The sequence below is a fragment of the Bacillus massiliglaciei genome (genome assembly GCF_900098925.1).
Lineage (GTDB): Bacteria > Bacillota > Bacilli > Bacillales > DSM-1321 > Peribacillus > Peribacillus massiliglaciei.
Window position 1 is genome coordinate 89,591 of record NZ_LT622360.1, and the last position, 25,129, is coordinate 114,719.

Below are 25,129 nucleotides of genomic sequence, written 5' to 3' on the forward strand. Positions count from 1 at the left end.
TTTTAACTGACATGTTTAATAAAAAGGGAATGAGGATTCTGCAAAGCTGCTAAAGGCAGCTCTTTGTGCGATGGGCTGGGCTGATACATTTCGGAAATAAAAGATTGACTCGTTTCTTATAGTATAGGATAGTAAATAAGGAAAAACGGATGTATGCGGCTGACTGCTATCGCTGTTTAGACAAGCTTGTTGTAAGGAGAGGGGAAAATAGAGTTATGGAAGAGATTGTCATGTCACTGATTGAGGCATTAAAGTCATTGTCCTATTTTGGGATTATGCTTGCTTTGACTTTTGAGTTTGTTCCGGCAGAAATTGTTCTTCCTCTTGCTGGCTATTGGGTTTATCAAGGGGATATGAATTTATATATAACGATCCTTTTTGGTTCTATAGGCGGAGTTACTGGTCCCTTGACACTGTATGCCTTGGGAAGGTATGGAGGCAGGCCTCTTGTTAAGAAATACGGGAAATTCTTTCTGATTAAAGAAGAACAAATAGATAAGGCGGATCATTTTTTTGCAAAATATGGGGCTGGCATAGCGTTCTTCGGACGATTCGTCCCTGGAATCCGTACGGCTATTTCACTGCCTTGCGGTATCATGAAAATGAATATTTGGAAGTTCATGGCTTATACATTCTTGGCTATGCTTCCAGTAACCAGTATTTATGTATATCTTGGATACAAGCTGGGACCAAAGTGGGAACAGGCAGGAGCTATTTTTTCCCAATACGCGAATTACCTATTAATCCCGATTGCTTTGATTGTGATTTGGGTTGTTCTGAAAGCCCGCCGTGACCGGAAGAAAACTGTATAAATGAAAAGGCGCCGAATCGGCGCCTTTTCCATTTTTTATATGTGGCTCAGCAGAAACCGCCGCCGCCACCAAAGCCCCAGCATGCACCAATGATAATTAACAAAATAAATAGGACTACTAGCAGAGCAAATCCGTTGTCGAATCCGCCGCCGCCACATTCATAACCGCCTGTTGCACCCATTCGAGATTCCTCCTCTTTTTTAATAAAACCAAAATTTCTAATTGCCTTAACACCCACATCTTATGCAGGTTGGGTAAAAGTGTTTGCTCCTGAAGCGAAAATGGGCGCCAGAGGAATTTTGAAACCGCTGAATGCTCATGCATAGATATAGCGGAAACCGCCGCAGGAATACAAAGTGTATTAATTGAAACTGAACCGAATTTCTTACATACTATAGATATAAGAAAAGAAACGGAGGCAGAAATTATGGGGCATCATCATGGACATTCTCATGATCACGGGCATCACCATTCCGCAAATAAAAAAGCCTTGTTTTCTGCCTTTCTTATAATCTCTATTTTTATGGTTGTAGAGGTTATTGGCGGATTTCTGACTAACAGTCTGGCATTGCTCTCAGATGCGGGACATATGCTGAGTGATGCGGCGGCATTGGGGCTCAGTTTTGCGGCAATCAAAATGGGAGAAAAGAAAGCAAGTGTAACAAAGACATATGGCTATAAGCGGTTTGAAATTCTTGCCGCATTGCTAAACGGTCTGGCTTTATTGCTTATTGCTGTCTTCATTATTATAGAGGCTGTTAAGCGTTTTTATTCTCCGCCTGAAGTGCAAAGCCTCGGCATGCTGACAATCTCTGCTGTTGGCTTGGCAATCAATATTATCGCAGCGTGGATATTGATGAAGGGCGACAAAGAAGAAAACCTGAATATTCGCAGTGCGTTTCTGCATGTTATTGGAGATATGCTGGGATCCGTAGGTGCCATTATTGCCGCCCTGCTTATTTACTTTCTTGGCTGGAGCGCTGCTGATCCGGTTGCAAGCATCATTGTTTCCTGTCTGATTGCCGTAAGCGGCTGGAGGGTCGTGAAGGACTCCGTTCACATCTTGATGGAGGGAACGCCTGTTCAAATCAATTTAGAAGAACTGAAGGAAGGGATCCTGCAGCTGGAGAAAGTGAATGATATCCATGATCTTCATGTCTGGACCATTACTTCCGGATTCCTGTCTGCCAGCTGTCATATTGTAATTACTGAAGACAGAGATCAGGACGAGGTTTTATCTGAGGTTCAAATGTTTCTTCATGATCAATTCGGGATTGAACACTGTACCATTCAGATAGAACGATTCTCCGCAGGCTGTCCCAACCCTCATGAAACCTGTAATTGATTCATCTAAGGAAAATGTATGTTATTTTAGCGGACCATTCTTTGGATAAGAAGAATGGTCTTTTGGTTTGGTTTCATGCCATTATCTGACCGTCCGTCGGATTTTAGCTTATGGCGGATGTTCTGGAGGGAACTTGTAAAGGGAAGACGGTGCGGATCCCCGCAGCGAGAAGTTAGGTTTGAACATATTCCTGACATAATGAGGAAGTATGATAAGATGTAAAAAGTATTTTGCTGCAGAGAGCGCAAGAAAGGGGCTCCGTTATGGGAAGGATATTGGTTGTAGAAGATGAAATTGCCATCTCGATGGTACTAAAAGCATACTTAGCCAGAGAAGGCTTTCAGGTTATTCAGGTATTTGATGGGGGAAAGGCACTTCAGGCCTTTGAAGAGAATGATCCAGACCTTGTGCTTCTGGATGTTATGCTGCCGAACATAGAAGGCTGGGAAATCTTAAAGGAAATTCGTGAAAACAGTACTTGCCCGGTCATCATGCTAACGGCATTGAATGATATTGATTATCGGCTGTCAGGCTTTAAATATGGAGCAGATGATTACATAGCCAAGCCCTTTGTTGCCGATGAAGTAGTGGCTAGGGTGCATGCGGTGCTGAGGAGGGCCTCGGCTAAGAATGTGAATGGAGAAGAAGGGTATATCCACCGATTCGGAAGCTTAAAAATCGATGCCAGGGGCTGCACTGTTCACTTGAATGAAGAGGAAATCAATCTGACTCCAAGGGATTTGTCCTTATTGATCTTTTTCGCCAATCACCCTAACCAGATCTTTACAAGAGAACAGTTGATCGAACAGGTTTGGGGCATGGATTATGATGGAAGTGACCGGGCTGTCGATCTTGCTGTGAAGCGAATCAGGAAGGCTCTCGTCAAGTGGCCGGAACAAGAGGGAGAGATCAAAACACTTCGGAGAATGGGGTATCAGTTCATTGTTCACGAAAAATAAAAAGAGAACAACACTTGTCCGCTACTGGACAACTCGCTATATTCTCACTTTGATTACCGGGCTTTTTGTGATTTCCATTCTATCCATTTGGTGGATGGAAAAAACAGCAGTGGAATACAGGCTCAGTCTGTTCAAATATTTAGCAGATGAAACAGCGGACCGGGCGATTAAAGATAATGGACAGATTGTCATCGGTCCTGGTCTCGCTGCCATTATTGAGGAGAGAGAACAAATTCTCCGTCTGAATCAGCAGCCGATTATCTACATTGTCGATCCAACTGGGAAAATCATTTATACCGTACCTCAGGTATATATAGAACCTAAGAATGACACGCTGCCGTCGGCCATCATGAAAAGTGATGAGACTATCCAAAAAGTGAAGATTCAAAAAAACAGCAAAGTCTATATTGTAAAATCTCCTATTGTGTTTGAAGGAAAAACGAAAGGCTGGGTAGTTATTGCCCAGGAAGAAGCAGCTTTAAAGGAAGTTAATCAGGATCATGAGCTGCTTGCGATTATGATTGTATCCATTTTGATTCTTGGATGCGGCGTTATCTTGGCTCTATCTGTCAAGATATCAAAGCCGATACGGAATGTAGCGAATGCCGCTGCAGAAGTCAGGGAAGGAAATTACGATATTAAGCTGAACAGTGAGCAGACGCGGGAAGAGGAAATATATGAACTAATCGAATCCTTCAAAACGATGACGACAAGATTGAATCAGATGGAGCGGCTGCGGGCAGAGCTGCTGGCTGGTGTGACCCATGATTTAAAAACACCGGTCACTTCGATCAGCGGATTAATTCAGGCTGTAAAAGATGATGTTGTGACAGGACAGGAAAGCAAAGAATTTCTTGATATCTCATTGAAGGAAACACAGAGACTTCAGGATATGATTGAAGATCTGCTGAATTATAATGCCCTTTCAGCAGGATCCTTTACATTCCTGCTTGAAAAAGAAGATATGAATCAATTTCTTGATGAAATCGCTCATCGATGGAAGGTAACGCAAGATGATGAAAATTTTGATTTGGAGCTTCTCTGTCCGGATGAACCATTGTTTGGAGAGATTGACGCCCTGAGGATGCAGCAAATCATTCTTAACCTGCTGAATAATGCCAAACAGGCACTTACGAAAGACGGGAAAATTACGATCCGTTTATATGAGTATTCTGAAGCTGAAATTGCGATCGATATTTCAGATAACGGGACAGGAATCCCGAAAGACGAGCAGGAATATATCTTCGAGCCGTTTTACCGCGGTTCTGCCAAAAAACTGCAGGTTCGGGGTTTGGGTCTTGGTTTGCCGTTCAGCCGGATGCTGGCAAGAGGGCAAAATGGGAATCTTTTATTGAGACAGAGTGATGAGAAGGGAACCACTTTTACGCTGCTGATTGAAAAATCCGATCAGTCTCCTGCAGAAGGAGTATAGGAACTCGCGGAGAAGAAGCAAAAAAGGATGCCGGGGGAAGGCATCCTTTTTTGCTGTACAGTTTTTAAAAAGCTAATTGGCTGATGGCCTGTCTTAACTGGATATGCCGCATTTTTCTTGGCAGAAAGCGGCCCATTTCCTCTTCGTTATAACCCGCATGCAGATTTTTCTCATCGAAAATAATCGGACGGCGCAGCAAATCTGGATTTTCACGAATAAGCTGGCATAATTCATTTAAAGGGGCATTGTTAATATCAATGTTCAGACTTTTAAATTTCTTCGAACGTGTAGAAATAATTTCATCTGTGCCGCCTTCGGTTTTTTTCAGGATTTCCTTTATTTCATCTACTGATAATGGCTGAGAGTATAAGTTTCTTTCTGTATAGGCAATGTCATGTTTTTGAAGCCAGGCTTTTGCTTTGCGGCATGCAAGGCTGCTCGGAGTTGTGTAGATTGATACCATTCGTAATCGACTCCTTCATAATCTTTTTTAATGTATTCTTCCAGTTAAATTTCATGTTTGTTCATTCGGGTCAGATGAAGATTGTTCACCTCGTTCAGAAGTTGGTCACATGAAGTAACTAAATCATGGTAAAATGATTGTTATCTTTGTGATACTTTAAATTTACTTGATTAATGTGTCAGCAGTATGTCAAGAGAAAGAACTTTTATTTTCAAATTCAAAATGGCTGGAGAAAGAAACAGATTCTTTTCTGTGAGAGTTTCCGCTTTTTCTTTGCAGCAGTCTGTATGACATAAGCTTCTTGGCAAACAATCCATGTAACTATTTGAAAAGGACTGAACAAGTAATGCCTGAGAATTTTTGGTCGCCTGTCATTCTGTCATTCCAGGTAGCGGCATTGGCAGGTATCGTTGTTTTTATAACTGGTATTGCATTAGCCAGGCTTTTTGTCCGCTGGCATTTCCGGGGGAAAGTGCTGGCGGAGACCGTTTTAATGCTTCCGCTTGTTCTTCCTCCATCTGTTATTGGCTTTTTGCTTATAGTGTTTTTAGGGACGAACAGTCCTCTGGGTGAACTGATTGGATCCCTTTTTTCCCGGCCGGTGATGTTTACATGGTGGGCAGCAGCAATTGCCTCAGCAGTTGTGGCCTTTCCGCTTATGTATCAATCGGCCAAAACCGGTTTTCAACAAATTGATACGGATATTGAAAAAGCTGCCAGGGTAGACGGCGCGAATGAATGGAAGGTATTCCTGCTGATTTCTTTGCCGCTCACCCTTAGATCACTTGTGACAGGGGGGATTTTAAGTTTGGCGAGAGCGTTTGGGGAATTTGGTGCTACACTGATGTTTGCCGGCAATATACCCGGTGTCACCCAGACTATGCCTACAGCGATCTACATTGCTATGGATTCAGGAGAAATGGGCCTGGCTTGGGCATGGGTTGCCCTGATGATTATTTCATCTTTTATCATGCTTTTTGCCGTAACATTTATTAAGTAAATGCTAATTTTTAAATGGGAATGACCCATGGAAGGTAGTAATTTTCACAAATTAAGGGTACACTGACATTTCCCACTATAAGTAATGAAATGAGGAATACACATTTGTTGACATTTGAGGAAAAATTAGCCATTATTGAATCTTTCCCGCAGTTGGAAAGAAAGGATATTTCACTGGGCAGAGTGAATTTTCATTTTAGCGAGAGTGTGCTTGAAAAGAAAATTATTGTTCAGCACCTCCATCCAAATGGCAATGGGTTTGTATATGCAGGCCATTTGCCGGAGAAAGCCGATAAAAAAGGTTTTATTAATATACGTGAATATGGAGAGCCGGAGCTGAGAAAGCTAATCGAAGCGAGTATGGCCTATATGAAGACAGAAGAAGTTCCGGTTGAAGTGCAAAGTGAATTCAAAGACCTTGCGGGGATCTGGGTTGGCAGGGATAACCAAGAATTGCTTTTGGAAAATGAAGATTTACTTTGGAATGTTTATTCAGGTCCTAACCTGGAGGAATGCTTCGAGTCCCCTGTGGAGGCGGAAAGATACCTTCTTGAGGAAGGGTTCAGAAAGAAGTAAAATCGAATATTGTTGAATACAGGCGGTATTTGTCGTCAATTTCTTTGGTGATACCCTTGTGTTTTTTCATGATCCCATGCTATACTATAAACAATTATTTTTGTTCGGAATAAGATTGATAGATGGAAGTACCGTTATAGGATTCCTCTTGAAACTGTCCAGAAGCAAGAATAGTAATAAATGGATTATTCCAAACAGGAGGAACTATACATGGTACAAGGTAAAGTAAAATGGTTCAACGCAGAAAAAGGTTTCGGTTTCATCGAAGTTGAAGGTCAAGACGACGTATTCGTACACTTCTCAGCTATCCAAGGCGAAGGCTTCAAGACTCTTGAAGAAGGCCAAGATGTAACTTTCGAAATCGAGCAAGGCGCTCGTGGACCACAAGCTGCTAACGTTCAAAAATAATTGAACGCATAAAAAAAGACCCCATTGGGGTCTTTTTTTATGCCTGTTTTTACATAGAGTTATATAAGACTTAAGACGTTCCTGGTAAATAACGTGTATACAAACTTTGTTAATTGCAGCCTCTTTGAATGAATGAACCAGGCAGGAAAATAGGGGCGGTAATTCTAGCCTGGTCTAGTTTCTGATAAAAATACAGCTAGTTTATTAGACGGGAGCTGTTCAATTTGTCAGCGAAAATCTGAGAGAACCTTTCGATTCTAGGCATATCCGCCTGCTGATACATTTGTTCGACTTTCAAGGTTACTGCAAGGCGGCTTTTGACAAACAGCATATTCCTGAAAAGATCTACAGCCCCGCAAAAGTGACTGTAGTTGGTTTCACCTGTCCCAAATACCCCTGTAGTGATATGGCTGATATCTGAAACCTCCAAATAATCATAAAGCGGCTTCATCCTTGCTGGAAGCTCTCCATCTCCCCATGTATAGGTTCCAATCAGGAGACCGTCATAGGAGGAGAGGGAAGAGAAGTTCGTCACAGCAGCAGGCAGGAGTTCAGCCATAGGAAGCTGTTTCCCGATTGCTTCGGCCAATGCTTTTGTATTCCCTCCGGCTGAGTGATAAAGAATCCCGATTTTCACAGTTCATCAAAACCATTGCCGGCATTGACCTGGCTGTACGTCCGGGATTTCTGTTCGAAAAAGTCTGTTTTGGTTTTGGAGATCGATTCATCATCGAAGGCTTTAATCCATGGCATCGGATTTTCCGGATATTCTTGATACAAATTTTTCAGTCCGAGCATGCGAAGCCGTTTATTTGCGATATATTCGATGTATTCATTGAATTCATCAAGCGGAAGGTCTGCTTTATATTCAAGATCCTCAAGCATGTATTCAGACCAGGACTTTTCCAGTTCGACCGCTTTTTGCATAGTCGTCTGGATAAATTGAATGTTGTCTTCATTATTTAATTCAGGGTACTCATACATTAGGATTTGGATCAGCATGCCGACAAAGTCAAAGTGGACCATTTCATCGCGATGGATATAAGAAATCATCGTTGCAGATCCGGTCATTAGGTTTTGCCTTCCGAGATTATAGTAAAACGCAAAAGCCAGATAAAAGTAGATGCCCTCCAGATTTGTGGAGTGGATCAAGGCCTCGAATAAATGCTGAGGCGATGGGTCATCTATAAAGCGCTGATAAGCATCCACAATCGGCTGATTTCGTTTGATCACTTCCGGATGGGACTTGATTCGGTTAAACAGTTCTTTCTGCTTATCCAGAGGAATCAGAGAAGCCAGAATATACGAATAAGATTCATTGTGAATGGATTCCTGCTGAGCCATATTCGCCAGGATGGCTTTAACGGCTGGATCCTTTACATACTTCATGAATTCAACGAGCGTTGGTGTCTGAAGACTGTCCATGCCGGCGATCATCGTAAGGATATCCAAAAAGGCGTCCTGAATATCCTCATCCAATTCTCCCCATTGTTTCTTGTCCTGCATCATATTCACGCTGGAGGGTTTCCAAAAATTATTAAGAAGCTGCGTGTACGTATCATAAAACTTTTCATACGGAATATCGTTCCAGTTCAGAAAGCCGGAAGCTTCTCCTTTAAAAACGCCGGTTGCCCTCGTAGGATAGTTCGGTTCAAGCATTCGGATTTTATGAATGGAAGTGCTCATGTGAAAAAATCTCCTTTGTCAGTCAGATGATAAAACCCCCAAACTTCCATAAGGGGAAGCCTGGGCTGTGCAAATTAGAACGGTCAGCTCGAACAGCTTTCACAGGCAGTGAAGTCTGAAGAAGTGGAACGGACGTAGTAAGTAGATTTCAGGCCGGATTTCCAGGCGGTCAAATGAATGTCGAGTAAATCCTTAGCCCTGATCGTGTTTTGGACATAAAGATTAAAGCTGATAGCCTGGTCGATATGCCTTTGTCTTGCTGCGTTCTGTTTGATGCTTTCTTGCTGATTCAGATGGTAGCGCGTTTTTTTATAATATTCATAGGTTGCCGGAGTCAGGTCCGGGGCTGTTACCTTGAATTTGAAGTTTTTCTTTTCCTCGTAATATTCCACTTCATAAAGCGGATCAATGCCGTCCGTCGAATTTCCGATTTTAGCTGTTGAGGAATTAGGAGCTATGGCCATTAGGTATCCATTACGGATTCCGTCCTTTTGGATTTTTTGCTTCAATTTCTCCCATTGGGTTCCTTTATATTCACGAAGCTGGAAATAGGCGCCTGTTTCCCAGTCAGACCCTTGAAAATAAGGGTAGCTGCCTTTTTCCGCAGCAAGGGCGGAGGAAGCCTCGATTGTCAAAAAAGCAATTTTTTCGTACAGGCTGTCCGCAAGGCTTGCTGCTTCCTCAGATTCCCAATAAATATTTTTCAGAGCCAAAAGATGGTGCCAGCCAAAGGTGCCAAGACCGACCGCGCGATAACGCTTATTCGAGATTGATGCTTGTTTGACGGGCAGCTTATTGACATCAATGACATTGTCCAGCATCCTGATCTGAATCGGAATGAGACGTTCAAGAACATTGTCTGAAACGGCTCTTGGCAGGTTGATGGAAGAAAGGTTGCAGACAACAAAATCCCCGCTTTTTCTAACGATGACAATATCTCCGCTGTCTGTCTCATATTCCTCAGTGATGGCAGTCGGACTCAGATTTTGGGCAATTTCTGTGCAGAGGTTGGAACAGTAAATCATGCCTTTATGCTTATTAGGATTCATCCGGTTCACTTCATCCCTGTAGAACATATAAGGGGTACCTTCCTCGAGCTGGGAGATCATAATTCCTTTCATGATATCAATCGCTTTTACCTTTTCGAAGGAAAAGCCGGGGAGGATGCCATTTTCCGCGGCTTCAACGGCTAAATGATAGTAATGGCGGAAGCTGCCGCTGCCTTTTTGTTCATCATAATGGTCTTCAAGGCGGAAGCCCAGGATCCGATGGACTGTATGGGGGTCGAATAAATACCAATCCTCCCGATTTTCCACCGCCTCCATGAAGAGATCGGGTACACAGACCCCTGTGAAAATATCATGAGCCTTCATCCGCTCATCTCCGTTTTGGGTTTTGAGATCAAGGAAGCTCATAATGTCCTTATGCCAGACATCGAGATAGACTGCGATGGCACCTTTTCTTTGCCCAAGCTGATCCACACTGACCGCTGTCTGGTTAAACAGCCTGATCCATGGAGTCGTACCTGAACTGCTACCGGCAAAACCGCGAATATCGGACCCCAGTGCCCGAATTTTGCCGGCATACAGGCCGACACCGCCCCCATATTTTGATACTTTAGCAGCTTCATAGTTTGATAAGTAGATGCCGTCGATGGAATCTTCAATCGCATCAATGAAGCATGAGCTTAGCTGGCCTGTGCTTTTTCCCGCATTCGAAAGGGTTGGCGTGGCAACGGTCATATATAGATTGCTCATGGCCCAGTATGCTTCCTTGATATATTGCAGCCGGACTGACTTAGGTTCCAGCCGCATTAGTTCCATGGCGATGATCATAAACCTTTCCTGCGGAAGTTCGTAGACGGCATCGCGTACAGGCCGGGCCAGGTACCTGTCATTCAGCAAATAAAGCCCGATATAGGAGAATAGCTTGTCCTTTTCAGGGTTGATGGCTTTTTCCAATTCATCGATTTCCTCTTTTGAATAGGAGGACAGAAGTTCCGGTTTATAAACTGGATAGGACTGTCCTGGAAGCGGCTTGGACAGCTGAGAAATCAATTGATAAAAAGAACCGTATCCCTTTCCTTCATAGTTACGGTTTGCCTTTGCTTCACGATACATGGAATAAAGCAATTCTCTTGCGGCAACAAATGTCCATTCAGGAGAATCAATGTCCACGTTCTCCAGGGCCGTTTGAATCAATTTGTTGGATACGGCTTTTGCGGAAAGTTCCTCTCTTCGTTCCATCCATTTAAACATCCGCGACTGAAACTTTTCCATATTTAAATCTGGAAACTCTCTGCACAAATCAGTCAGCTGGGTAACGGCCTGTTCTTTTGTGCGGCTTTTTTCCATTGTAAATTCGTTCATGGTATCTTCCTCCTTGTGGATTCCTGATTAAATAAGAAAAATCCGCCCAGGAATGAGCGGATTAAAACGACAGAACAGCTGAGACACAGAAAGACAGCCATTGAACCATCGTTTCACTATCTCAATCCCCGAAGAATAAGAAACTTTTGTAATCAAAGGCAGGTCTCCTGACTCATGATCATCCGAAAATGAGACCTTCCCGTATGGATTCATACAGTGGTTTTCTCATTTCGTCACATTTACAGTTGCGGGGACAGTCCCGGATTTGCACCGGGTTCCCTTTTCAGCCATCTCTGGCACCTTTTCTTACAGAATCAATATGTAGTTTTTATTCAGAAAGGTTAATCAAAATATAGTAGTATCTTACTTTATTTTGTTCCCTATTTCAATTGTTTTTATTTAGAAGAAAGTAAGACTTTGTTGTTCGTACCTTCCCATTCTAATAAAGCCCGGGAAAGGATAGGGTAACATACAGGGCGAATTTGGGGAAGAGGAACTTCAAAAATAGGTACAAGAAGGACATTAATTTTGAGGACCAGAAAAAAATCTGGCTGGGAAATTTCTTGAAAGGGAGAAATATGATAAAATGATGTGTATGATGGTTTCCCGATTGAATTAATGGGAGATACAAAATCTTTGGACTAAAAAGGAGATATACCGTGGAAAAAGTATTAGTTTTCGGACACAAAAATCCAGATACGGATTCAATTTGTTCAGCGATTGCTTACGCTGATTTGAAAAAACAGCTGGGAGTCAATGCTGAGCCGGTTCGCTTAGGCGAAATTAACGGAGAAACTCAATATGCTCTTGACCAATTCAAATTCGAAGCACCAAGATTGATTGAAAATGCAGGAGAGGCGGAAGCTGTCATTCTTGTCGACCATAACGAGCGTCAGCAAAGTGCAGATGGAATCGAAGGAGTCCGCATCCTTGAAGTGATTGACCATCACCGTATTGCCAATTTTGAAACAAGCGATCCATTATACTATCGCGCTGAGCCAGTTGGCTGCACAGCGACCATTTTAAATAAAATCTATAAAGAAAACGGCTTGGAAATCCCGACAGAAGTAGCCGGTCTGATGCTTTCAGCTATTGTTTCAGATTCTTTGCTTTTCAAGTCCCCTACATGCACGGAAGAAGATGTAGCGGCAGCGATGGAGCTTGCAGAAAGAGCGGGCGTTAATGCAGAAACATACGGTTTGGAAATGCTTAAAGCCGGTGCAGATGTTTCAGGGAAGACAATAGAACAGCTGATTTCTTTGGATGCAAAGGAATTCACCATGGGAAGTTCTAAGGTTGAAATCGCCCAGGTTAATGCGGTAGATCCAAATGAAATCATGTCCCGTCAGAATGAATTGGAAGCAGCAATCGGAAAAATTATTGCTGAGAAAGAATTGGACTTGTTCCTGTTTGTTGTTACCGATATTCTAAACAACGATTCTGTTGCACTTGCTCTTGGAACAGCATCTGGCAAAGTGGAACAGGCTTATGACGTTACACTAACGAACAATACAGCTGTCTTAAAAGGCGTAGTATCCCGTAAAAAGCAAATTGTTCCAGTATTGACAAACTTGTTCTAAAAAATGAGCTTCACCGGCCTGTGCTGGTGAAGCTTTTTCATGTTTCTGCCTGCGGCCTGGGCTGCTGTTTTCAAAGAGAAGCTGGCAGTTTTTCTTTTATGATGGTTTCCCAGCCTTGATCCATAATCCCATGAACAACTGGATGGGACTGTCCGAACTCTGTGACTTTTTCCGGATCCCATCCAGAATGGATCAGAGTGAATTCAGTTCGGGTTTCATCTGCTGGCCGCAATTGAAACGTCAAATTCCAGTCTTTGCCCCAGTTGAAGCCGACCCGAGTCGGCGGGTTCAAATCCGTTAATTTACAGGGAGAATCCCCAAAAGGACCTGCATGAAGGATGAATTCCTCTCCTAAAACAGGCTGGAAAGTGTTTGCCATCCACCAGGAGGCAATTCCTTCAGAAGTGGAAATCAATTTCCATACTTCGTTAATAGGCGCTTCAAGAATAACAATTTTGCGTATATCCGGCAATGCATTCGGTCTCTCCATAAATTTGCCTCCTATTTTTACATTCTGTAAGCATGTCTAATTATAACGATTCAGAAGGGGAATTTCATCTTTATCAGACCGAGTATAGCAGAAGTCCAAGATAAATAAGTCTCTGACCGCTGAAATAATAAAAGATACCGGAAATGTACCCGGTATCTTTTGCTGACATAAGTGAGAATAGGTGTCTTTTTTTAATAGTCTGAGAGCCCAAACATCACGCCGAAAATTAAGACAACAAATAAAAAGTATAAGACGATAAGTGCACCTGCAATAATCAGCTGGGCTCTGGCATAGTTCTTTTTGTTCAAGTTCGTATCACCGCTAAATGCCCAAATGAACAGCATGATAATATTGACAACTGGGATGACGAGAAGAATACAGGTAATGATCCAATCCTTTAAAGATAATACCCGTTCATTTTGAGGCTGTACATAACCAGTTGAAGATGGTTGTTCTTGGTTTTCCATTACAGCATCTCTCCTTTCAAAAAATATATAATACAGGAAATAAGGGATATCCTGTGATTATCTAAATCATTTGACACTTAAAAACAAATATATGCAATAATAAGGAAAAATTGAATGAAATTAGTAATTTTATTATTACATGTATATCTTACTATATTATTCTTTTATTACATAGGCATTATGAAAAAAAACGAAAATAGATAGGAACTGTAACACCAATATTGCTCACCTTAGGAGTTACAGCTCCCTGTTTCAATTTATTCTTTGTCACTTTCTGTCAGCTGGTCAATCGTTCCTTCATGATAGTTATCGCTAACTTGTTCATGAGTGAGGGCCGTTCCTTGTTCAATTTGTGATTCACCCTCATGGTCAGAGGGCTGATATTGTTTGCCGGCTGTTGCCTCATAGTCTTTCTTGCTTACTTTTTTATTGTTCATTTTTTTACACCTCCCAGTTAAGGATACTCAATGTATGTAGAATACCCTTGTTTTGGATGGATATTCTGAGAAACAGAAAATAGATGGCGAAACGTTTCTAATTTTCCGGATTTGACGGGTCACCAGAGGAAATCTGTGAGCCTTTATGGACGTAAATTGGTTATGCAGTATCGCAATATTTATCAAAAATTCTAATGAAAAATGGACTACAATAAGCTTGAGGTGAGCGATTTGTATTATAGTAAAATCACGCAAAGAACAATCTCTTTTATTGAAGAAAACCTCACCGAAGATATTCAGCTTGATCACTTTCCTACGATAATCGGCTATTCTAAATATCATTTATTAAGGGTTTTTAAACAAGAAACGGGGAAGCGGATTGGGGAATATATTCGCTTAAGGCGTTTGGCGCTTGCCTCCATGCTCCTGTTACAAACAGATGAATCCATCATCACGATTGCCTTCTATTGCCGCTTTCAATCGCAAGAGGCGTTTTCAAGAGCATTTAAAGAGGTGTACAGCCTGCCCCCCGGAAAATATCGCAAAGTAATGAATGATTTACGAAAGAAAAAGGAGGAAAATGATATGAATGCTCAAAAGAATGTGAAAGGATGGAGGTTAAGCGGCTCTCATCCTGAACGGTATGAGCTGAAGACCGACAGCCATGTTTTTCATTCAGGGACCCAATCGGGATTGCTCTATGCAAAGGGGGATTTGGATGAACAGCATTTTGGAACGATGATGCAGAGTTTTCAAGCAGATCGTTATAAGGGAAAACGGATAAGAATGTCCTGTTTTTTAAAAACAGAACAGGTGACAAAATGCGGTGCATGGCTTCGTATTGATAATAGGGCAGGAGATGCTGTGCAATTTGATAATATGGATAACCGGCCGATTCATGGCACTGCTGACTGGAATCACTATTCCATCGTCTTAGATGTCCCGGAAGACAGTTCATCGATTCATTTTGGTGTCCTGCTGGCCGGAAAAGGAAAAGTATGGGCAGACAGTTTCCGCTTTGAGGAAGCGACTGATAAAGAGCCGGTTACGAATATACTTCCAGACGCTCAGCTGCCGAAAGATCCGGTTAATTTAGAATTTAGGGAGTAAGGTTAATTTCATCCAACATAGATGGGGAATATCCATAAAAAAAGCCACAGTTCCCTTTTTAAAAGGAGACTGTGGCTTCACAATTTATTATTAATGAGAAGGGATGCTTTCTCCCAGCTGCTGGAGACGTTCAGCAACTTGTTCTTCTGTTAATCCATGCTCTGCAACATAACGGTTGCGAGGATGTACACGGCATTCATGTGAACAGCTTCGCATATGTTTATGCTCATTTTCTTCACTTGCCAAGATTTGTTTGTTGCACTCAGGATTCGCGCAATTTACATAGCGTTCACAAGGTTCGCCCGTAAAATAATCACGGCCGACAATTACATGTTCCTTGCGGTTGATCGGAACAGCGATTCTTTCATCAAACACGTACATTTGTCCATCCCATAGATCGCCCTGCACTTCTGGATCTTTGCCGTATGTGGCAATTCCGCCGTGAAGCTGGCTAACATCCTCAAAACCTTCTTTTACAAGCCATCCTGAGAACTTCTCACAGCGGATACCGCCTGTGCAATACGTAAGGATTTTCTTTCCTTCAAACATCTCTTTATTTTCTCTTACCCATTCCGGAAGCTCACGGAAATTTTTGATATCGGGCTTGATTGCACCGCGGAAATGGCCAAGATCATATTCATAATCATTACGTGCATCAAGCACAATGGTATTTTCATCTTGCATTTGCTCATAAAACTCTTTTGGACTTAGGTAGCGTCCAGTGGTTTCATGAGGATCGACATCATCCTCAAGACGAAGAGTAACAAGCTCCGGACGCGGACGGACATGCATTTTTTTGAAGGCATGGCCATCAGCTTCATCGATTTTAAAGACGATATCTGCAAAACGCGGATCATTTTTCATCAGCGCTATATATTGATCAGTTTGTTCGATTGTACCTGAAACTGTTCCGTTAATTCCTTCAGCTGCTACTAGAATACGGCCTTTCAAGCCAATCTCTTTGCAGGCAGCCAAATGCTCTGCCGCAAATTCCTCAGGGTTTTCAATGGTTACATACATATAATAGAGCAGCACTCTGTATGGTTTTCTTTCAGTCATTTTCATTACCACCTATGATTTATATTTGCAAGATATAAGTATTTAGGAAGGTGTAGTACAGTACACTTGTCTCTTACAGACAATCATTATACCAAAAAAGTGAATAAATTGCTAAGGAGATTCTTTTTCCATGAAATGAAGGGAAAAGTCCTGAACCAGAATAGGCGCCTTTATGAATGGATGGAAGGGCAGATAGGACAGCAAGAGGGGGGCCATACAGGATCGAACCGTGCCTGGAATCGAAATCCATAAAGCATAACAAAAAGACATCAAATTTCTGTGGGAAATTTGATGTCTTATAATGTGTGTTGTTGTCTTAATAATTAGTGAGTAAAACCATTTGGATTTTGTCCTTGTCCAGGCTTCATCATTGTTTGAGCCGGGGCAAAAGCATTCGTTAATTGCTGCATGTCCTGCTGGGCCAATTGAGGAACTTGGTAATAATGATGCTTATTTTGATAAAGGGAGATTTCATAAGCCATTTCAATGCAGTTTGGAAGAGAATCTGCCAGAACGCGCCGAACAACAGGATTGGTGGTTTCCAGCGCAGCCATCGTTTTCATTCCAGCGTTGGCCTTTAATGTTCCGAGCATCATGCTTGAGATGCATTCGTCTGTGACTTCTCCGGCTGACTGGATCGGTTTTTTAGGCTGGGACGGCTGCAATCCATAAATGAAGTCGTTGCCTTGCTTCATTTTATAACTTTGTGTTGGTATAGCTGGGTCCTGTCCTGTTTTAAAGCAATCCACTGTTGTATTATATTCCATTTGAATAAATTGGTATTGCCGGGTCAGAATATCACGCAATTCCGGATCCTTTACTTGATTCTGCAGAAGGGTATATTGATTCAATGTATTAAGTGTGCCCGTCAATACTTCATGAACGTCAAATACTTCATGACCTCCATGGTTCAGCTGCTGAGGGACACTTCCGGTATGCATGTTTTGGTGCATTGGCTGGCCTTGTTGGTTTTCCATCATTCTGCCTCCTTGATTAAAAATGTGAACGTCATTATTATGTATCAGCAGCGTTTTGTTATTCATTTTCCTATCCATGCTAGTTAGAATCGGACAAGAATATGCAGGAAGGAATGGATGGGAAGCCTGGAGAAACAGAGATAACGGGCGAAAGGAGAATCCATATAGCATAAAAAAAACATCAAATTTCTCTGTGAGAAATTTGATGTCATAAACAAGTAATGCCCTTAAATTCTTTCGCTGCTTGAATCATCTTTTGTGTCTTCTTTTTTTCGCTCTTCTTCCGATTCATACTTGATCTCTTCCAATGGCAGATCATCGATGGGCATTACCACCTGATCACGCTCTTTTTGTTTTTCCCAATCTTCTTTGAAGGCTTTGGATTTGTCATTCCGTTCATTTAGAATTTTATTTTTATTCTCCATATTGAATCCCCTTCCTGACATTGTTATTTGTTTTTTTCCCTAATTTTGAAAAACAAAACGTAATAGGTCAAGATGCCGGTTCATCAATCATACAAATAAAGGGAGGCACCTTATTTAGAAGGGGGATTGTATGGATCGTTCCAATATTATTAGATGGGCTTGGATCATAACGATTGTACTGGTTTCCATCCTGCTTATCCCTTTTTCCCTTGTCCTCATTTTCGCTTTTTTTACAGCGCTGATGTTAGATCGTCTCGTAGCTTTTCTATGTAAAAGAGGAGGACTGAGCCGAATTTGGGCTGTACTGGGATCTTTCTTGATATTTATTGGAGGGGCCGCAGGATTGCTTTATTTCTCAGTATCCGTGCTGGTTAAACAAATCCTCGTATTTTCAGATAAGCTCCCGGCGATTTTAAGGGAATTATATACGGGCACACTTTTGCCGGCGATTAAAAGGTGGGAATATTACAGCGAAGCAATGCCGGCTAATGTCATGAAATCCGTGGAAAACGCAGCAGAGAGGGGAATCAATTCTTTAGAGGGACTCGCGCAGAACATCGTGGAGAGTATTCTTCAGATGGCGGCATCTGTACCTGGTTTATTTATTGATATTCTGATCTATCTGATTGCCTTATTTTTGTTCAGTCTGGAACTTCCTGTCATCAAGAAAGGAATCAGGCAAATGTTCAGGGAAGCCACCTATCAGAAAATCATGATGGTGTATAAGGATTTAATGAAAGCAGCAATGGGATTTCTCAAGGCACAAATATTGCTTAGTCTGATTACCTTCATTCTGGCTCTGGCCGGACTGATGATCCTTCATATTCCTTATCCGATGATTTGGTCACTTGTCATAGTCTGTGTCGATATTCTTCCCATACTGGGTACAGGTTCTGTTTTAGTACCTTGGGCGCTTTTTCTCTTTTTTCAGGGGAGTGAGCATCTGGCAATCGGCTTGATTATTTTATTTTTCATCATTACGGTCACGAGAAGGGTGATCGAACCGAAGGTGTACTCAGCTAATCTAGGGTTGACTCCGCTTGCCTCCTTGATCAGCCTCTATGTAGGATTTAAGCTGCTTGGCTTTTTTGGCTTATTCATCGGACCGGCATTTGTTATCATTTTTGAGACACTAAAAAGGGCAGGCATCATCAAGTTTCAAGTAAAAATCTAATCTTTCAGACGGGGTTATTTTTCTTTAATTCCTTTGTGTGTTTTATGATTTTTCCGCTGCCTTCACACTTTATGCAATTTCTTGAAAAGAATTGCAGGTAAGGGACTTTTCCTGAGCCATGGCAAGATGGACAAATCGAAACAATTTTCATGTTTTCCCTCCTTGCTTTCATAGTAGAAAACTAAATACCTGTCTTATTTCAGAATAGCTATGTGATATATCTTACGCATTTTGATGGAAAAGTTTCTTCACTGAACTGTATTTAGAAACCTATTTTTCATTGCAGAAAGTGTACAGATATAGCAGCCCTTTTAAAAAAAGCCCCGTCCTCGTTAGGAGGCGGGGCTTTGTATTATGAAACGATTTCTGTCTGAGATGTTTGGGCAGGGACCATTGGGAAGTCTTTAATTTCATTTGCAGGCTTAGCCGGCTTATAAATTTCAATATACCGTACATGGTGTTCTTCCATCTCTTTAATTTTGAAATGGTAAGGCCCATATTCCAATATGTCTCCTTGTCTTGCTTCATAATTTTCAGTGAGGATCCAGCCGCCCATCGTATCGATGTCTTCATCAATAATATCGATGCCGAGCAGCTCATTAATTTCACTTATCAATACTTTGGCATCAATAAGATAATGATCTTCCTTCACTTTTCTGATATCTGGAATTTCGTCCAGGTCAAATTCATCCCGGATATCCCCTACAATTTCTTCAAGGATATCTTCAACTGTTACAAGACCTGATGTACCGCCGTACTCATCCATAAGGACGGCCATATGAATCCGTTCCTTTTGCATTTTTAGAAGCAAATCATGGATCGGGATACTGTCAATAACCCGGATAATAGGGCGAATGAAAGGATCCAGTGTATGGCTTGCAAGGGTGTCCTTATTGACCATGCTGGTAAAAAGCTCTTTCATATTCACAAGTCCGATCACATGGTCTTTGTCTCCATCAATGACTGGGTAGCGGGTATACTTCTCCTCGGTCATGATTTTAAAGAAATCTTCAAGGGAATCGCCTTTTGATAATGCTGCGATTTCCGTACGGGGAACCATGATCTCCTTTGCAATTCGATCATCAAATTCAAAAATTTTGTTCACATATTTAAACTCTGACTGGTTAATTTCACCACTTTTGTAGCTTTCAGATACAATCATGCGCAATTCTTCTTCCGTATGAGCGATATCATGCTCAGACACAGCTTTCAGGCCAAACATTTTGGTGAGAATCCCAGCTGAACCATTTAATACGAAAATGAATGGAAACATGATTTTGCGAAACCAAATTAATGGCCTTGACAAGTACAAGGTAATCTCTTCCGCCTTTTGAATAGCTAATGTTTTTGGGGCAAGTTCCCCGATTACCACGTGAATAAAGGTGATAAAGGAAAAAGCAATCGCTATGGCAAGTACGTGTGATACGGAAGAAGGGATGCTGATCTGCTTGAAAATCGGCTCTAATAACCGGGCAATGGTTGGTTCACCGAGCCAGCCTAAGCCAAGTGCAGTAATGGTGATTCCAAGCTGGCAAGCAGAAAGGTATTCATCTAAGTTCGAGATTACCTTTTTTGCAGGGATTGCATTCTTTTTCCCTTCCTCGATCAATTGATCGATCCTTGTGCTCCTCACTTTAACAATAGCAAACTCTGAAGCTACAAAAAATGCCGTTAAAGCAATTAAAATGGTAATCAGAACCAAGTTTATTATGTCCAAATAGTCTCCCTTAGTTCACCTTAGCGGCGAATAAGGAGTCCACCTCCTAGGTTTCTAAAATATTAGTGATATTTTATTTTTCTTTGCTGTACAGTTTCGCTTTTAATGTGACGTGCAGAAAGGACAAAAAGAAATTGAACTTTGTGTTTGAAACTGCAACCGTTGCCGGTTAATGTCCATACCTTTGTATAAGGTATATTTCGCCCGCCAGAATATTGAATTCTTAATGCCCCATCAAATCACCTCGAGTCCGAATTAATGAAATATCTTTATTATAATGAAGAGTAGGTATTTCAGTCAAATCAGCAATGTAAGCTGCAAGCTGGTTAGTTGCTTATATATATGCATTTTTTTAGGGAAATTAACGTTTTTTAAGGGATTTCTTCAATTTTCATATTTTTATCTGAATAGTAAGAAAATTATTTCCTGTGTATAAACTGTCCTTTTACGGACATTATGGATAAAAATGGGAAGGGATGAAGGGTTAAGCCCATTAAATATTGAAATAAGGAAGTATGGATTATGAAAACATATGGTTTACGGGTAGTTATATGCGGTCTGTTTCTGTCCATTATCCTGACTGGATGCAAGGGGACTGAGGAACAGCCGGAGGGTCAGGAAGTAAACAGCCAGGTTGCGGAGCCGATGAAGGCAGAAATCAGGTATAAGGGAGAGGCAGTTGAAGGCAAAGAACTGATTATTGAAACATCTGTTACTCAGGGGGAGAAGCCTGTTGACCGGGCAGATGAAGTACTGTTTGAAATCAGGAAATCAGGATCGGATCAGCGGGAAATGATCGGTGCGAAATACACAGAGAATGGCAGCTATCAAATCATGCATGCATTTCCTGAATCCGGAGATTATTTTGTTATCGCTCATGTTACGGCTAAAGGTCTTCATGTAATGCCTGAAAAAAAGATAAAGATCATTTCAACCGAACACAGTGCTGAAACGATGCAGCATCCAAGCACCGACTTCAGTGTTGAATTCTTAAAGAGTGATACAGAGAGCGGAAATAAGAAAATGAAACTCGAGGCCCGGCTGCTGTTAGACGGGAAACCTCTCAGCGATGCCAATGTTAGCTTTGAAGTTTGGAAGGACGGAAGTGAAGACAGCCGATTTATTCGGGCTGCAGAGGAGGAACAGGGAAGATACGCCAATTTGGTTACGTTTGATGAGAAAGGCACGTACAAAGTCCAGGTTCATGTAGAACAAGGGGAGCTTCATGAGCATCAACTCCAGACGATAGAAATAAAGTAAAGAATGAACAGATTTTTACAGGGAAAGGTTTCAAAATGAAGTGACGAGGGAAGTTGGAAGTTAATGAATACAACTGGATGGAGGCGGATAAAATGGATGCCGAGATGCTGAAGAAATACAAGGAATTAGGGATCCGGATTGAAAAGACGAAATCAAGGCATGAAGCCTATTCTAATATTTTTCAAGTTGATCCATCGCTGCTTTCCGGTGAGCCAGCTGGAATGGATTCGGGTATTTCGGATCCAGAAACCCAGGAATAAAATTATTTCTCCCCCAGGGCCGGTTTAGATTGTCGGCCTTTCCCATTTTGTCCAAAAACGGAATAGCCGGATTTTTAAATTAATATGCTATACTGACAAGCCACTTTTTCAAAGGAGCCTTGCATGCATATTTCTGAGTATATGATGGCTATTCTGGATTTTCTTGCGGGACTTGGATATGTAGGAATTGTATTGGGTCTGCTGTTAGAAGTTATACCAAGTGAACTGGTCCTTGGCTACGGAGGTTATTTAATAAGCAGGGGGAACCTGAGCTTTTCAGCGGCGTTCATGGCGGGTGTTGCAGGAGGGACTTTGGCACAGCTTTTCTTGTATTGGGCAGGGTATATAGGCGGAAGGCCATTTTTACTGAAATATGGAAAATATATATGGATCAAAGAAAAGCAAATCAGCCAGGCAGAAAGCTGGTTCGAGCAATATGGTACCGGGGTTATCTTTGCTGCGCGCTTTATTCCTGTTGTCCGCCATGCGATTTCTATACCGGCTGGAATAGCGAGGATGCCTTTTTGGAAGTTCACCCTTTATACAGCAGCTGCCATGATACCCTGGACAATCGTTTTTCTTATGCTGGGTCTCCTGCTTGGTGAGAATTGGTCACAAATTCGGGATTTTACAGAACCGTATATGGGTCCGGCAATGATTCTGATATTACTCATCCTGGTCGCTTATTTGGTGTGGAAAAAGAAGAATCCGCCTGTTGTAACCGTAGGAAAAGGGAGCAAACCTCTTAAAAAGTAGCAGGGGACACTCAAACTTTCATAAGTGAAAGAAACAGAAATTTTGGGGAGCAGAATCAGAATAGATAAGAAGCTGGGAACAGCATGAAGAGAGCGGGCACAAGTCCGCCCCCCCATAATTTGCTGAACTCTTTTATGATTGATGACATGACCTTGTGTTTTTAATTTTAAATGAACACTGCGGTATCCGTTTTTTCTTTATGTTTTTCAAACAATTTTTGAATGATGTCTTTCCATTTTTCCAGGACCTTCTTTCTTCCATTTTTGGATGTGATCATGATAAGTCGCTTCAGGAAAACTTATTACTTCAAAGACATCGATTAATCGGAACCCTTCTTCGTGGAGTTCGAATGCCGGCGCTGCCTGTGCTTTTCGGGGAAGGCATCAGGGTTCTCCTGAAAGGCGTTTAGCTTTTTTAAATACGCAACCTCTAATCGAAGCAGCTCATTTTCACGTTCTAATTGTTCTTCACGAGCCCCTTTTCCTTGCTTAGATCCATTTGATTTTGGTTTTTTAGACACAGGAGGCCTTCCTTTCCTTTTTTCTTCGAGGCCTTCTGTACCTTCATCTAAAAATTTCCTCTTCCAATTGGCAATTAAAGAAGGGTTATTCATATTACATTCCATCACTGTATCATAGTAAGAAGCCTCTGTTTGTTTCATAAAGTGTAATGTAATACAGTACGTTTGAATTGAACAGAATAAACTTTTTTCTTCGTTGCCTTTCTCTGCCTGCCTCTCCAAATTCTTTATCAGAACGTATCCAGTTTTGTATAGGTGAACGATCTGGTATGCCTTATTTTTGGGCTAATTGATAACTTAAACCGCCTGAAAGATATTCCATTACGATTCTTAATTTCGTTTCTTTACTATAGTTCACAAAAGAAAAACACCCCAAAAGTTAGATTTTGAACTCTAACCTTTGGGGTGCGGCACCAATTTGATTTTTTGTCTGCCATTTAATAAAAAGGACTATTCCTGAAGTTCTTGATCGCTGAGAGGGAGCTTTTCTACCTTCTTAGTAACTTCGATAAATTTGATAGCGTGATCCTCCATTGCAATCACTTTAAAAAGAAAACCATCCTTTTCAAGCAAATCGCCATTATGGACGTCGTAATTATTGCTTAAAATCCAGCCGCCGATCGTATCTACTTCCTCTTCATCAATAAAGATTCCGAGCAGTTCGTTGACTTCTTTCACAAGCAGTTTAGAGTCCAGTATATAGTGGCCGTCCTTTATTTTTTGAACAGGCGGGACTTCGTCAATATCAAACTCATCGCGGATTTCTCCGACGATTTCCTCCAAGATATCCTCAACTGTTACAAGTCCTGCCGTGCCGCCATATTCATCCATCAATACGGCCATGTGAATCCTCTCTTTTTGCATCTTCAATAAGAGGTTGTAAATAGGAATGTTTTCCATCACCCGGATAATGGGGCGGGTATACCCTTCAAGGCTTTCGTTTTTGATATTTCTGTTTTTAATCAGGTCTGAAAAGATTTCCTTCAGATTCACCAGTCCGACAACATGGTCTTTATCCTCTTGGACAACAGGGTAGCGCGTATATTTTTCTGTCTTGACCAGGTTGACGAAATCCTCGATGGTTTCATCCTTGGATACGGTCATGATTTCAGTGCGGGGGACCATGATTTCCTTAGCAACCCTGTCATCGAAATCAAATATATTGCTTACATATTTAAATTCAGACAGATTGATTTCTCCGTTTTTATAGCTGTCAGACAGGATAAAGCGCAATTCTTCTTCCGAATGGACCATTTCACTTTCTGACGTGGGCTTGATACCGAATACTCCAACCACGGCGCGTGCTGAGTGGTTGAGGATCCATATGAAAGGAAAGGCAATCTTATGGAAAAGGATTAATGGTTTGGAAATAAGGAGACTCACTTGCTCAGCCATTTGAATGGCTACCGTTTTTGGAGCCAGTTCCCCGACGACAACATTTAAAAAAGTAATAAGAGAAAATGCCAGAACAATGGAAACCAGACCTGCAATTTGGCTGGGCAGGTGCAATGTTTCTAATAATGGATCAATAATGGTTAGAATGGCGGGTTCGCCCAGCCATCCAAGACCCAGTGCTGTAATGGTGATTCCCAGCTGGGTAGCTGATAAATATTCATCCAGGTTGCTTGTTACTCTTTTTACAGCCAGCGCTTTTTTGTTTCCTTCTTCAATTAATTGATTCACACGCGAGCCCCGAACCCGAATAATCGAGAACTCGCAAGCGACAAAAAATGCTGTCAAAGCAATCAGGATGATGACTAATATAATTTTAAAACTGTCCAAATAGTGCGGAAGCATCCGAAAATGGTTTCAATAGGATGTTTCCAGTCACCTCCTACTAACGAAAAT

General features: G+C 41.7%; 28 protein-coding genes and 1 riboswitch. Of the genes, 13 read left to right on the top strand and 15 right to left on the bottom strand.

The window, feature by feature from the left end; all coding sequences use genetic code 11:
* The first annotated feature begins 215 nt into the window (after positions 1-215).
* A complete protein-coding gene (locus tag BQ4305_RS16900) occupies positions 216-812 on the top strand; it encodes a DedA family protein (RefSeq protein ID WP_110928929.1) in 597 nt (198 codons plus the stop codon).
* A gap of 46 nt (positions 813-858) precedes the next feature.
* Here the strand turns inward: BQ4305_RS16900 and BQ4305_RS16905 are convergent, their stop codons facing one another.
* A complete protein-coding gene (locus BQ4305_RS16905; protein WP_110928930.1) occupies positions 859-993 on the bottom strand; it encodes a YjcZ family sporulation protein in 135 nt (44 codons plus the stop codon).
* 246 nt (positions 994-1,239) lie between these two features.
* Between BQ4305_RS16905 and BQ4305_RS16910 the strand changes: the two genes are divergently transcribed.
* The 3 genes from BQ4305_RS16910 (at position 1,240) to BQ4305_RS16920 (ending at position 4,548) form a co-directional block, all read left to right on the top strand.
* Complete coding sequence (locus tag BQ4305_RS16910) at positions 1,240-2,157, top strand: cation diffusion facilitator family transporter (protein ID WP_110928931.1); 918 nt, start codon at positions 1,240-1,242, stop codon at positions 2,155-2,157.
* A gap of 263 nt (positions 2,158-2,420) precedes the next feature.
* Entirely contained in the window at positions 2,421-3,116 is a 696-nt protein-coding gene (locus BQ4305_RS16915; protein ID WP_110928932.1) for a response regulator transcription factor, read from the top strand.
* Complete coding sequence (locus BQ4305_RS16920; RefSeq protein ID WP_110928933.1) at positions 3,100-4,548, top strand: sensor histidine kinase; 1,449 nt, start codon at positions 3,100-3,102, stop codon at positions 4,546-4,548. The genes BQ4305_RS16915 and BQ4305_RS16920 overlap by 17 nt, the downstream gene beginning before the upstream one ends.
* 64 nt (positions 4,549-4,612) lie before the next feature.
* On the opposite strand, the gene spx is transcribed toward BQ4305_RS16920, so the two are convergent.
* Positions 4,613-5,011 (bottom strand): transcriptional regulator Spx, encoded by a 399-nt coding sequence (gene spx, locus BQ4305_RS16925; RefSeq protein WP_110928934.1) that lies wholly within the window; start codon positions 5,009-5,011, stop codon positions 4,613-4,615.
* Between the two features lie 346 nt (positions 5,012-5,357).
* On the opposite strand from spx, the gene modB reads away from it, so the two are divergent.
* The 3 genes from modB (at position 5,358) to BQ4305_RS16940 (ending at position 6,994) form a co-directional block, all read left to right on the top strand.
* Complete coding sequence (gene modB, locus BQ4305_RS16930) at positions 5,358-6,011, top strand: molybdate ABC transporter permease subunit (protein WP_110928935.1); 654 nt, start codon at positions 5,358-5,360, stop codon at positions 6,009-6,011.
* Between the two features lie 104 nt (positions 6,012-6,115).
* Positions 6,116-6,586 carry a hypothetical protein gene (locus BQ4305_RS16935; RefSeq protein ID WP_110928936.1) on the top strand — a complete coding sequence of 157 codons (471 nt, stop codon included), beginning with the start codon at positions 6,116-6,118 and terminating at the stop codon, positions 6,584-6,586.
* A gap of 210 nt (positions 6,587-6,796) precedes the next feature.
* The gene (locus BQ4305_RS16940; RefSeq protein WP_110928937.1) at positions 6,797-6,994 is read left to right on the top strand and encodes a cold-shock protein; all 198 of its coding nucleotides are present in this window, start codon (positions 6,797-6,799) and stop codon (positions 6,992-6,994) included.
* A 196-nt stretch (positions 6,995-7,190) separates the two neighbouring features.
* On the opposite strand, the gene BQ4305_RS16945 is transcribed toward BQ4305_RS16940, so the two are convergent.
* The 3 genes from BQ4305_RS16945 to BQ4305_RS16955 all read right to left on the bottom strand — a co-directional run bounded on the left by BQ4305_RS16945 (position 7,191) and on the right by BQ4305_RS16955 (position 11,049).
* Complete coding sequence (locus BQ4305_RS16945; protein WP_110928938.1) at positions 7,191-7,631, bottom strand: flavodoxin domain-containing protein; 441 nt, start codon at positions 7,629-7,631, stop codon at positions 7,191-7,193.
* The gene (locus tag BQ4305_RS16950; protein ID WP_110928939.1) at positions 7,628-8,680 is read right to left on the bottom strand and encodes a ribonucleotide-diphosphate reductase subunit beta; all 1,053 of its coding nucleotides are present in this window, start codon (positions 8,678-8,680) and stop codon (positions 7,628-7,630) included. Before BQ4305_RS16950 ends, BQ4305_RS16945 begins: the two co-directional genes overlap by 4 nt.
* An 83-nt stretch (positions 8,681-8,763) precedes the next feature.
* Positions 8,764-11,049: a ribonucleoside-diphosphate reductase subunit alpha gene (locus BQ4305_RS16955; protein WP_110928940.1), complete on the bottom strand. Its 2,286-nt coding sequence runs from the start codon at positions 11,047-11,049 to the stop codon at positions 8,764-8,766.
* Between the two features lie 140 nt (positions 11,050-11,189).
* Positions 11,190-11,368: riboswitch (cobalamin riboswitch) on the bottom strand.
* A 340-nt stretch (positions 11,369-11,708) separates the two neighbouring features.
* On the opposite strand from BQ4305_RS16955, the gene BQ4305_RS16960 reads away from it, so the two are divergent.
* Positions 11,709-12,629, top strand: a complete 921-nt coding sequence (locus BQ4305_RS16960) for a manganese-dependent inorganic pyrophosphatase (RefSeq protein WP_110928941.1) — start codon at positions 11,709-11,711, stop codon at positions 12,627-12,629.
* A gap of 70 nt (positions 12,630-12,699) precedes the next feature.
* Here BQ4305_RS16960 and BQ4305_RS16965 read toward each other — a convergent pair whose 3' ends face one another.
* From BQ4305_RS16965 to BQ4305_RS16975, 3 genes are all read right to left on the bottom strand, one after another.
* Positions 12,700-13,119, bottom strand: coding sequence for an SRPBCC family protein (locus BQ4305_RS16965; protein ID WP_110928942.1), 420 nt, complete (start codon positions 13,117-13,119; stop codon positions 12,700-12,702).
* A gap of 191 nt (positions 13,120-13,310) precedes the next feature.
* Positions 13,311-13,586, bottom strand: coding sequence for a hypothetical protein (locus BQ4305_RS16970; protein ID WP_110928943.1), 276 nt, complete (start codon positions 13,584-13,586; stop codon positions 13,311-13,313).
* Positions 13,587-13,843: 257 nt separating this feature from the next.
* Positions 13,844-14,023 (bottom strand): YozQ family protein, encoded by a 180-nt coding sequence (locus tag BQ4305_RS16975; RefSeq protein WP_110928944.1) that lies wholly within the window; start codon positions 14,021-14,023, stop codon positions 13,844-13,846.
* Between the two features lie 231 nt (positions 14,024-14,254).
* Here BQ4305_RS16975 and BQ4305_RS16980 point away from each other — a divergent pair, with 231 nt between their 5' ends.
* Positions 14,255-15,133, top strand: a complete 879-nt coding sequence (locus BQ4305_RS16980; protein ID WP_110928945.1) for a helix-turn-helix transcriptional regulator — start codon at positions 14,255-14,257, stop codon at positions 15,131-15,133.
* Positions 15,134-15,223: 90 nt separating this feature from the next.
* Here BQ4305_RS16980 and trhO read toward each other — a convergent pair whose 3' ends face one another.
* From trhO to BQ4305_RS16995, 3 genes are all read right to left on the bottom strand, one after another.
* Positions 15,224-16,192, bottom strand: coding sequence for an oxygen-dependent tRNA uridine(34) hydroxylase TrhO (gene trhO / locus BQ4305_RS16985; RefSeq protein ID WP_110928946.1), 969 nt, complete (start codon positions 16,190-16,192; stop codon positions 15,224-15,226).
* Positions 16,193-16,515: 323 nt separating this feature from the next.
* Complete coding sequence (locus BQ4305_RS16990; protein WP_110928947.1) at positions 16,516-17,169, bottom strand: spore coat protein; 654 nt, start codon at positions 17,167-17,169, stop codon at positions 16,516-16,518.
* Between the two features lie 227 nt (positions 17,170-17,396).
* Complete coding sequence (locus tag BQ4305_RS16995) at positions 17,397-17,594, bottom strand: hypothetical protein (protein WP_110928948.1); 198 nt, start codon at positions 17,592-17,594, stop codon at positions 17,397-17,399.
* Positions 17,595-17,724: 130 nt separating this feature from the next.
* Here BQ4305_RS16995 and ytvI point away from each other — a divergent pair, with 130 nt between their 5' ends.
* Positions 17,725-18,768 carry a sporulation integral membrane protein YtvI gene (gene ytvI / locus BQ4305_RS17000; RefSeq protein ID WP_110928949.1) on the top strand — a complete coding sequence of 348 codons (1,044 nt, stop codon included), beginning with the start codon at positions 17,725-17,727 and terminating at the stop codon, positions 18,766-18,768.
* A 4-nt stretch (positions 18,769-18,772) separates the two neighbouring features.
* Here the strand turns inward: ytvI and BQ4305_RS21625 are convergent, their stop codons facing one another.
* Positions 18,773-18,919 (bottom strand): hypothetical protein, encoded by a 147-nt coding sequence (locus BQ4305_RS21625; RefSeq protein ID WP_199880736.1) that lies wholly within the window; start codon positions 18,917-18,919, stop codon positions 18,773-18,775.
* 201 nt (positions 18,920-19,120) lie between these two features.
* Complete coding sequence (locus BQ4305_RS17005; RefSeq protein WP_110928950.1) at positions 19,121-20,485, bottom strand: hemolysin family protein; 1,365 nt, start codon at positions 20,483-20,485, stop codon at positions 19,121-19,123.
* A 522-nt stretch (positions 20,486-21,007) separates the two neighbouring features.
* On the opposite strand from BQ4305_RS17005, the gene BQ4305_RS17010 reads away from it, so the two are divergent.
* From BQ4305_RS17010 to BQ4305_RS17015, 3 genes are all read left to right on the top strand, one after another.
* On the top strand, positions 21,008-21,745 hold the full coding sequence (locus tag BQ4305_RS17010) for a FixH family protein (protein WP_110928951.1): 738 nt from the start codon (positions 21,008-21,010) through the stop codon (positions 21,743-21,745).
* Positions 21,746-21,798: 53 nt separating this feature from the next.
* Positions 21,799-22,005: a hypothetical protein gene (locus tag BQ4305_RS21630; RefSeq protein WP_199880737.1), complete on the top strand. Its 207-nt coding sequence runs from the start codon at positions 21,799-21,801 to the stop codon at positions 22,003-22,005.
* Between the two features lie 129 nt (positions 22,006-22,134).
* A complete protein-coding gene (locus BQ4305_RS17015; protein WP_199880797.1) occupies positions 22,135-22,761 on the top strand; it encodes an undecaprenyl phosphate transporter UptA in 627 nt (208 codons plus the stop codon).
* Positions 22,762-23,080: 319 nt separating this feature from the next.
* Here the strand turns inward: BQ4305_RS17015 and BQ4305_RS21635 are convergent, their stop codons facing one another.
* Together BQ4305_RS21635 and BQ4305_RS17030 are read right to left on the bottom strand one after the other, a co-directional pair.
* The gene (locus BQ4305_RS21635) at positions 23,081-23,281 is read right to left on the bottom strand and encodes a hypothetical protein (protein WP_199880738.1); all 201 of its coding nucleotides are present in this window, start codon (positions 23,279-23,281) and stop codon (positions 23,081-23,083) included.
* Positions 23,282-23,731: 450 nt separating this feature from the next.
* The gene (locus BQ4305_RS17030) at positions 23,732-25,063 is read right to left on the bottom strand and encodes a hemolysin family protein (RefSeq protein WP_110929674.1); all 1,332 of its coding nucleotides are present in this window, start codon (positions 25,061-25,063) and stop codon (positions 23,732-23,734) included.
* Between the last annotated feature and the right edge of the window lie 66 nt (positions 25,064-25,129).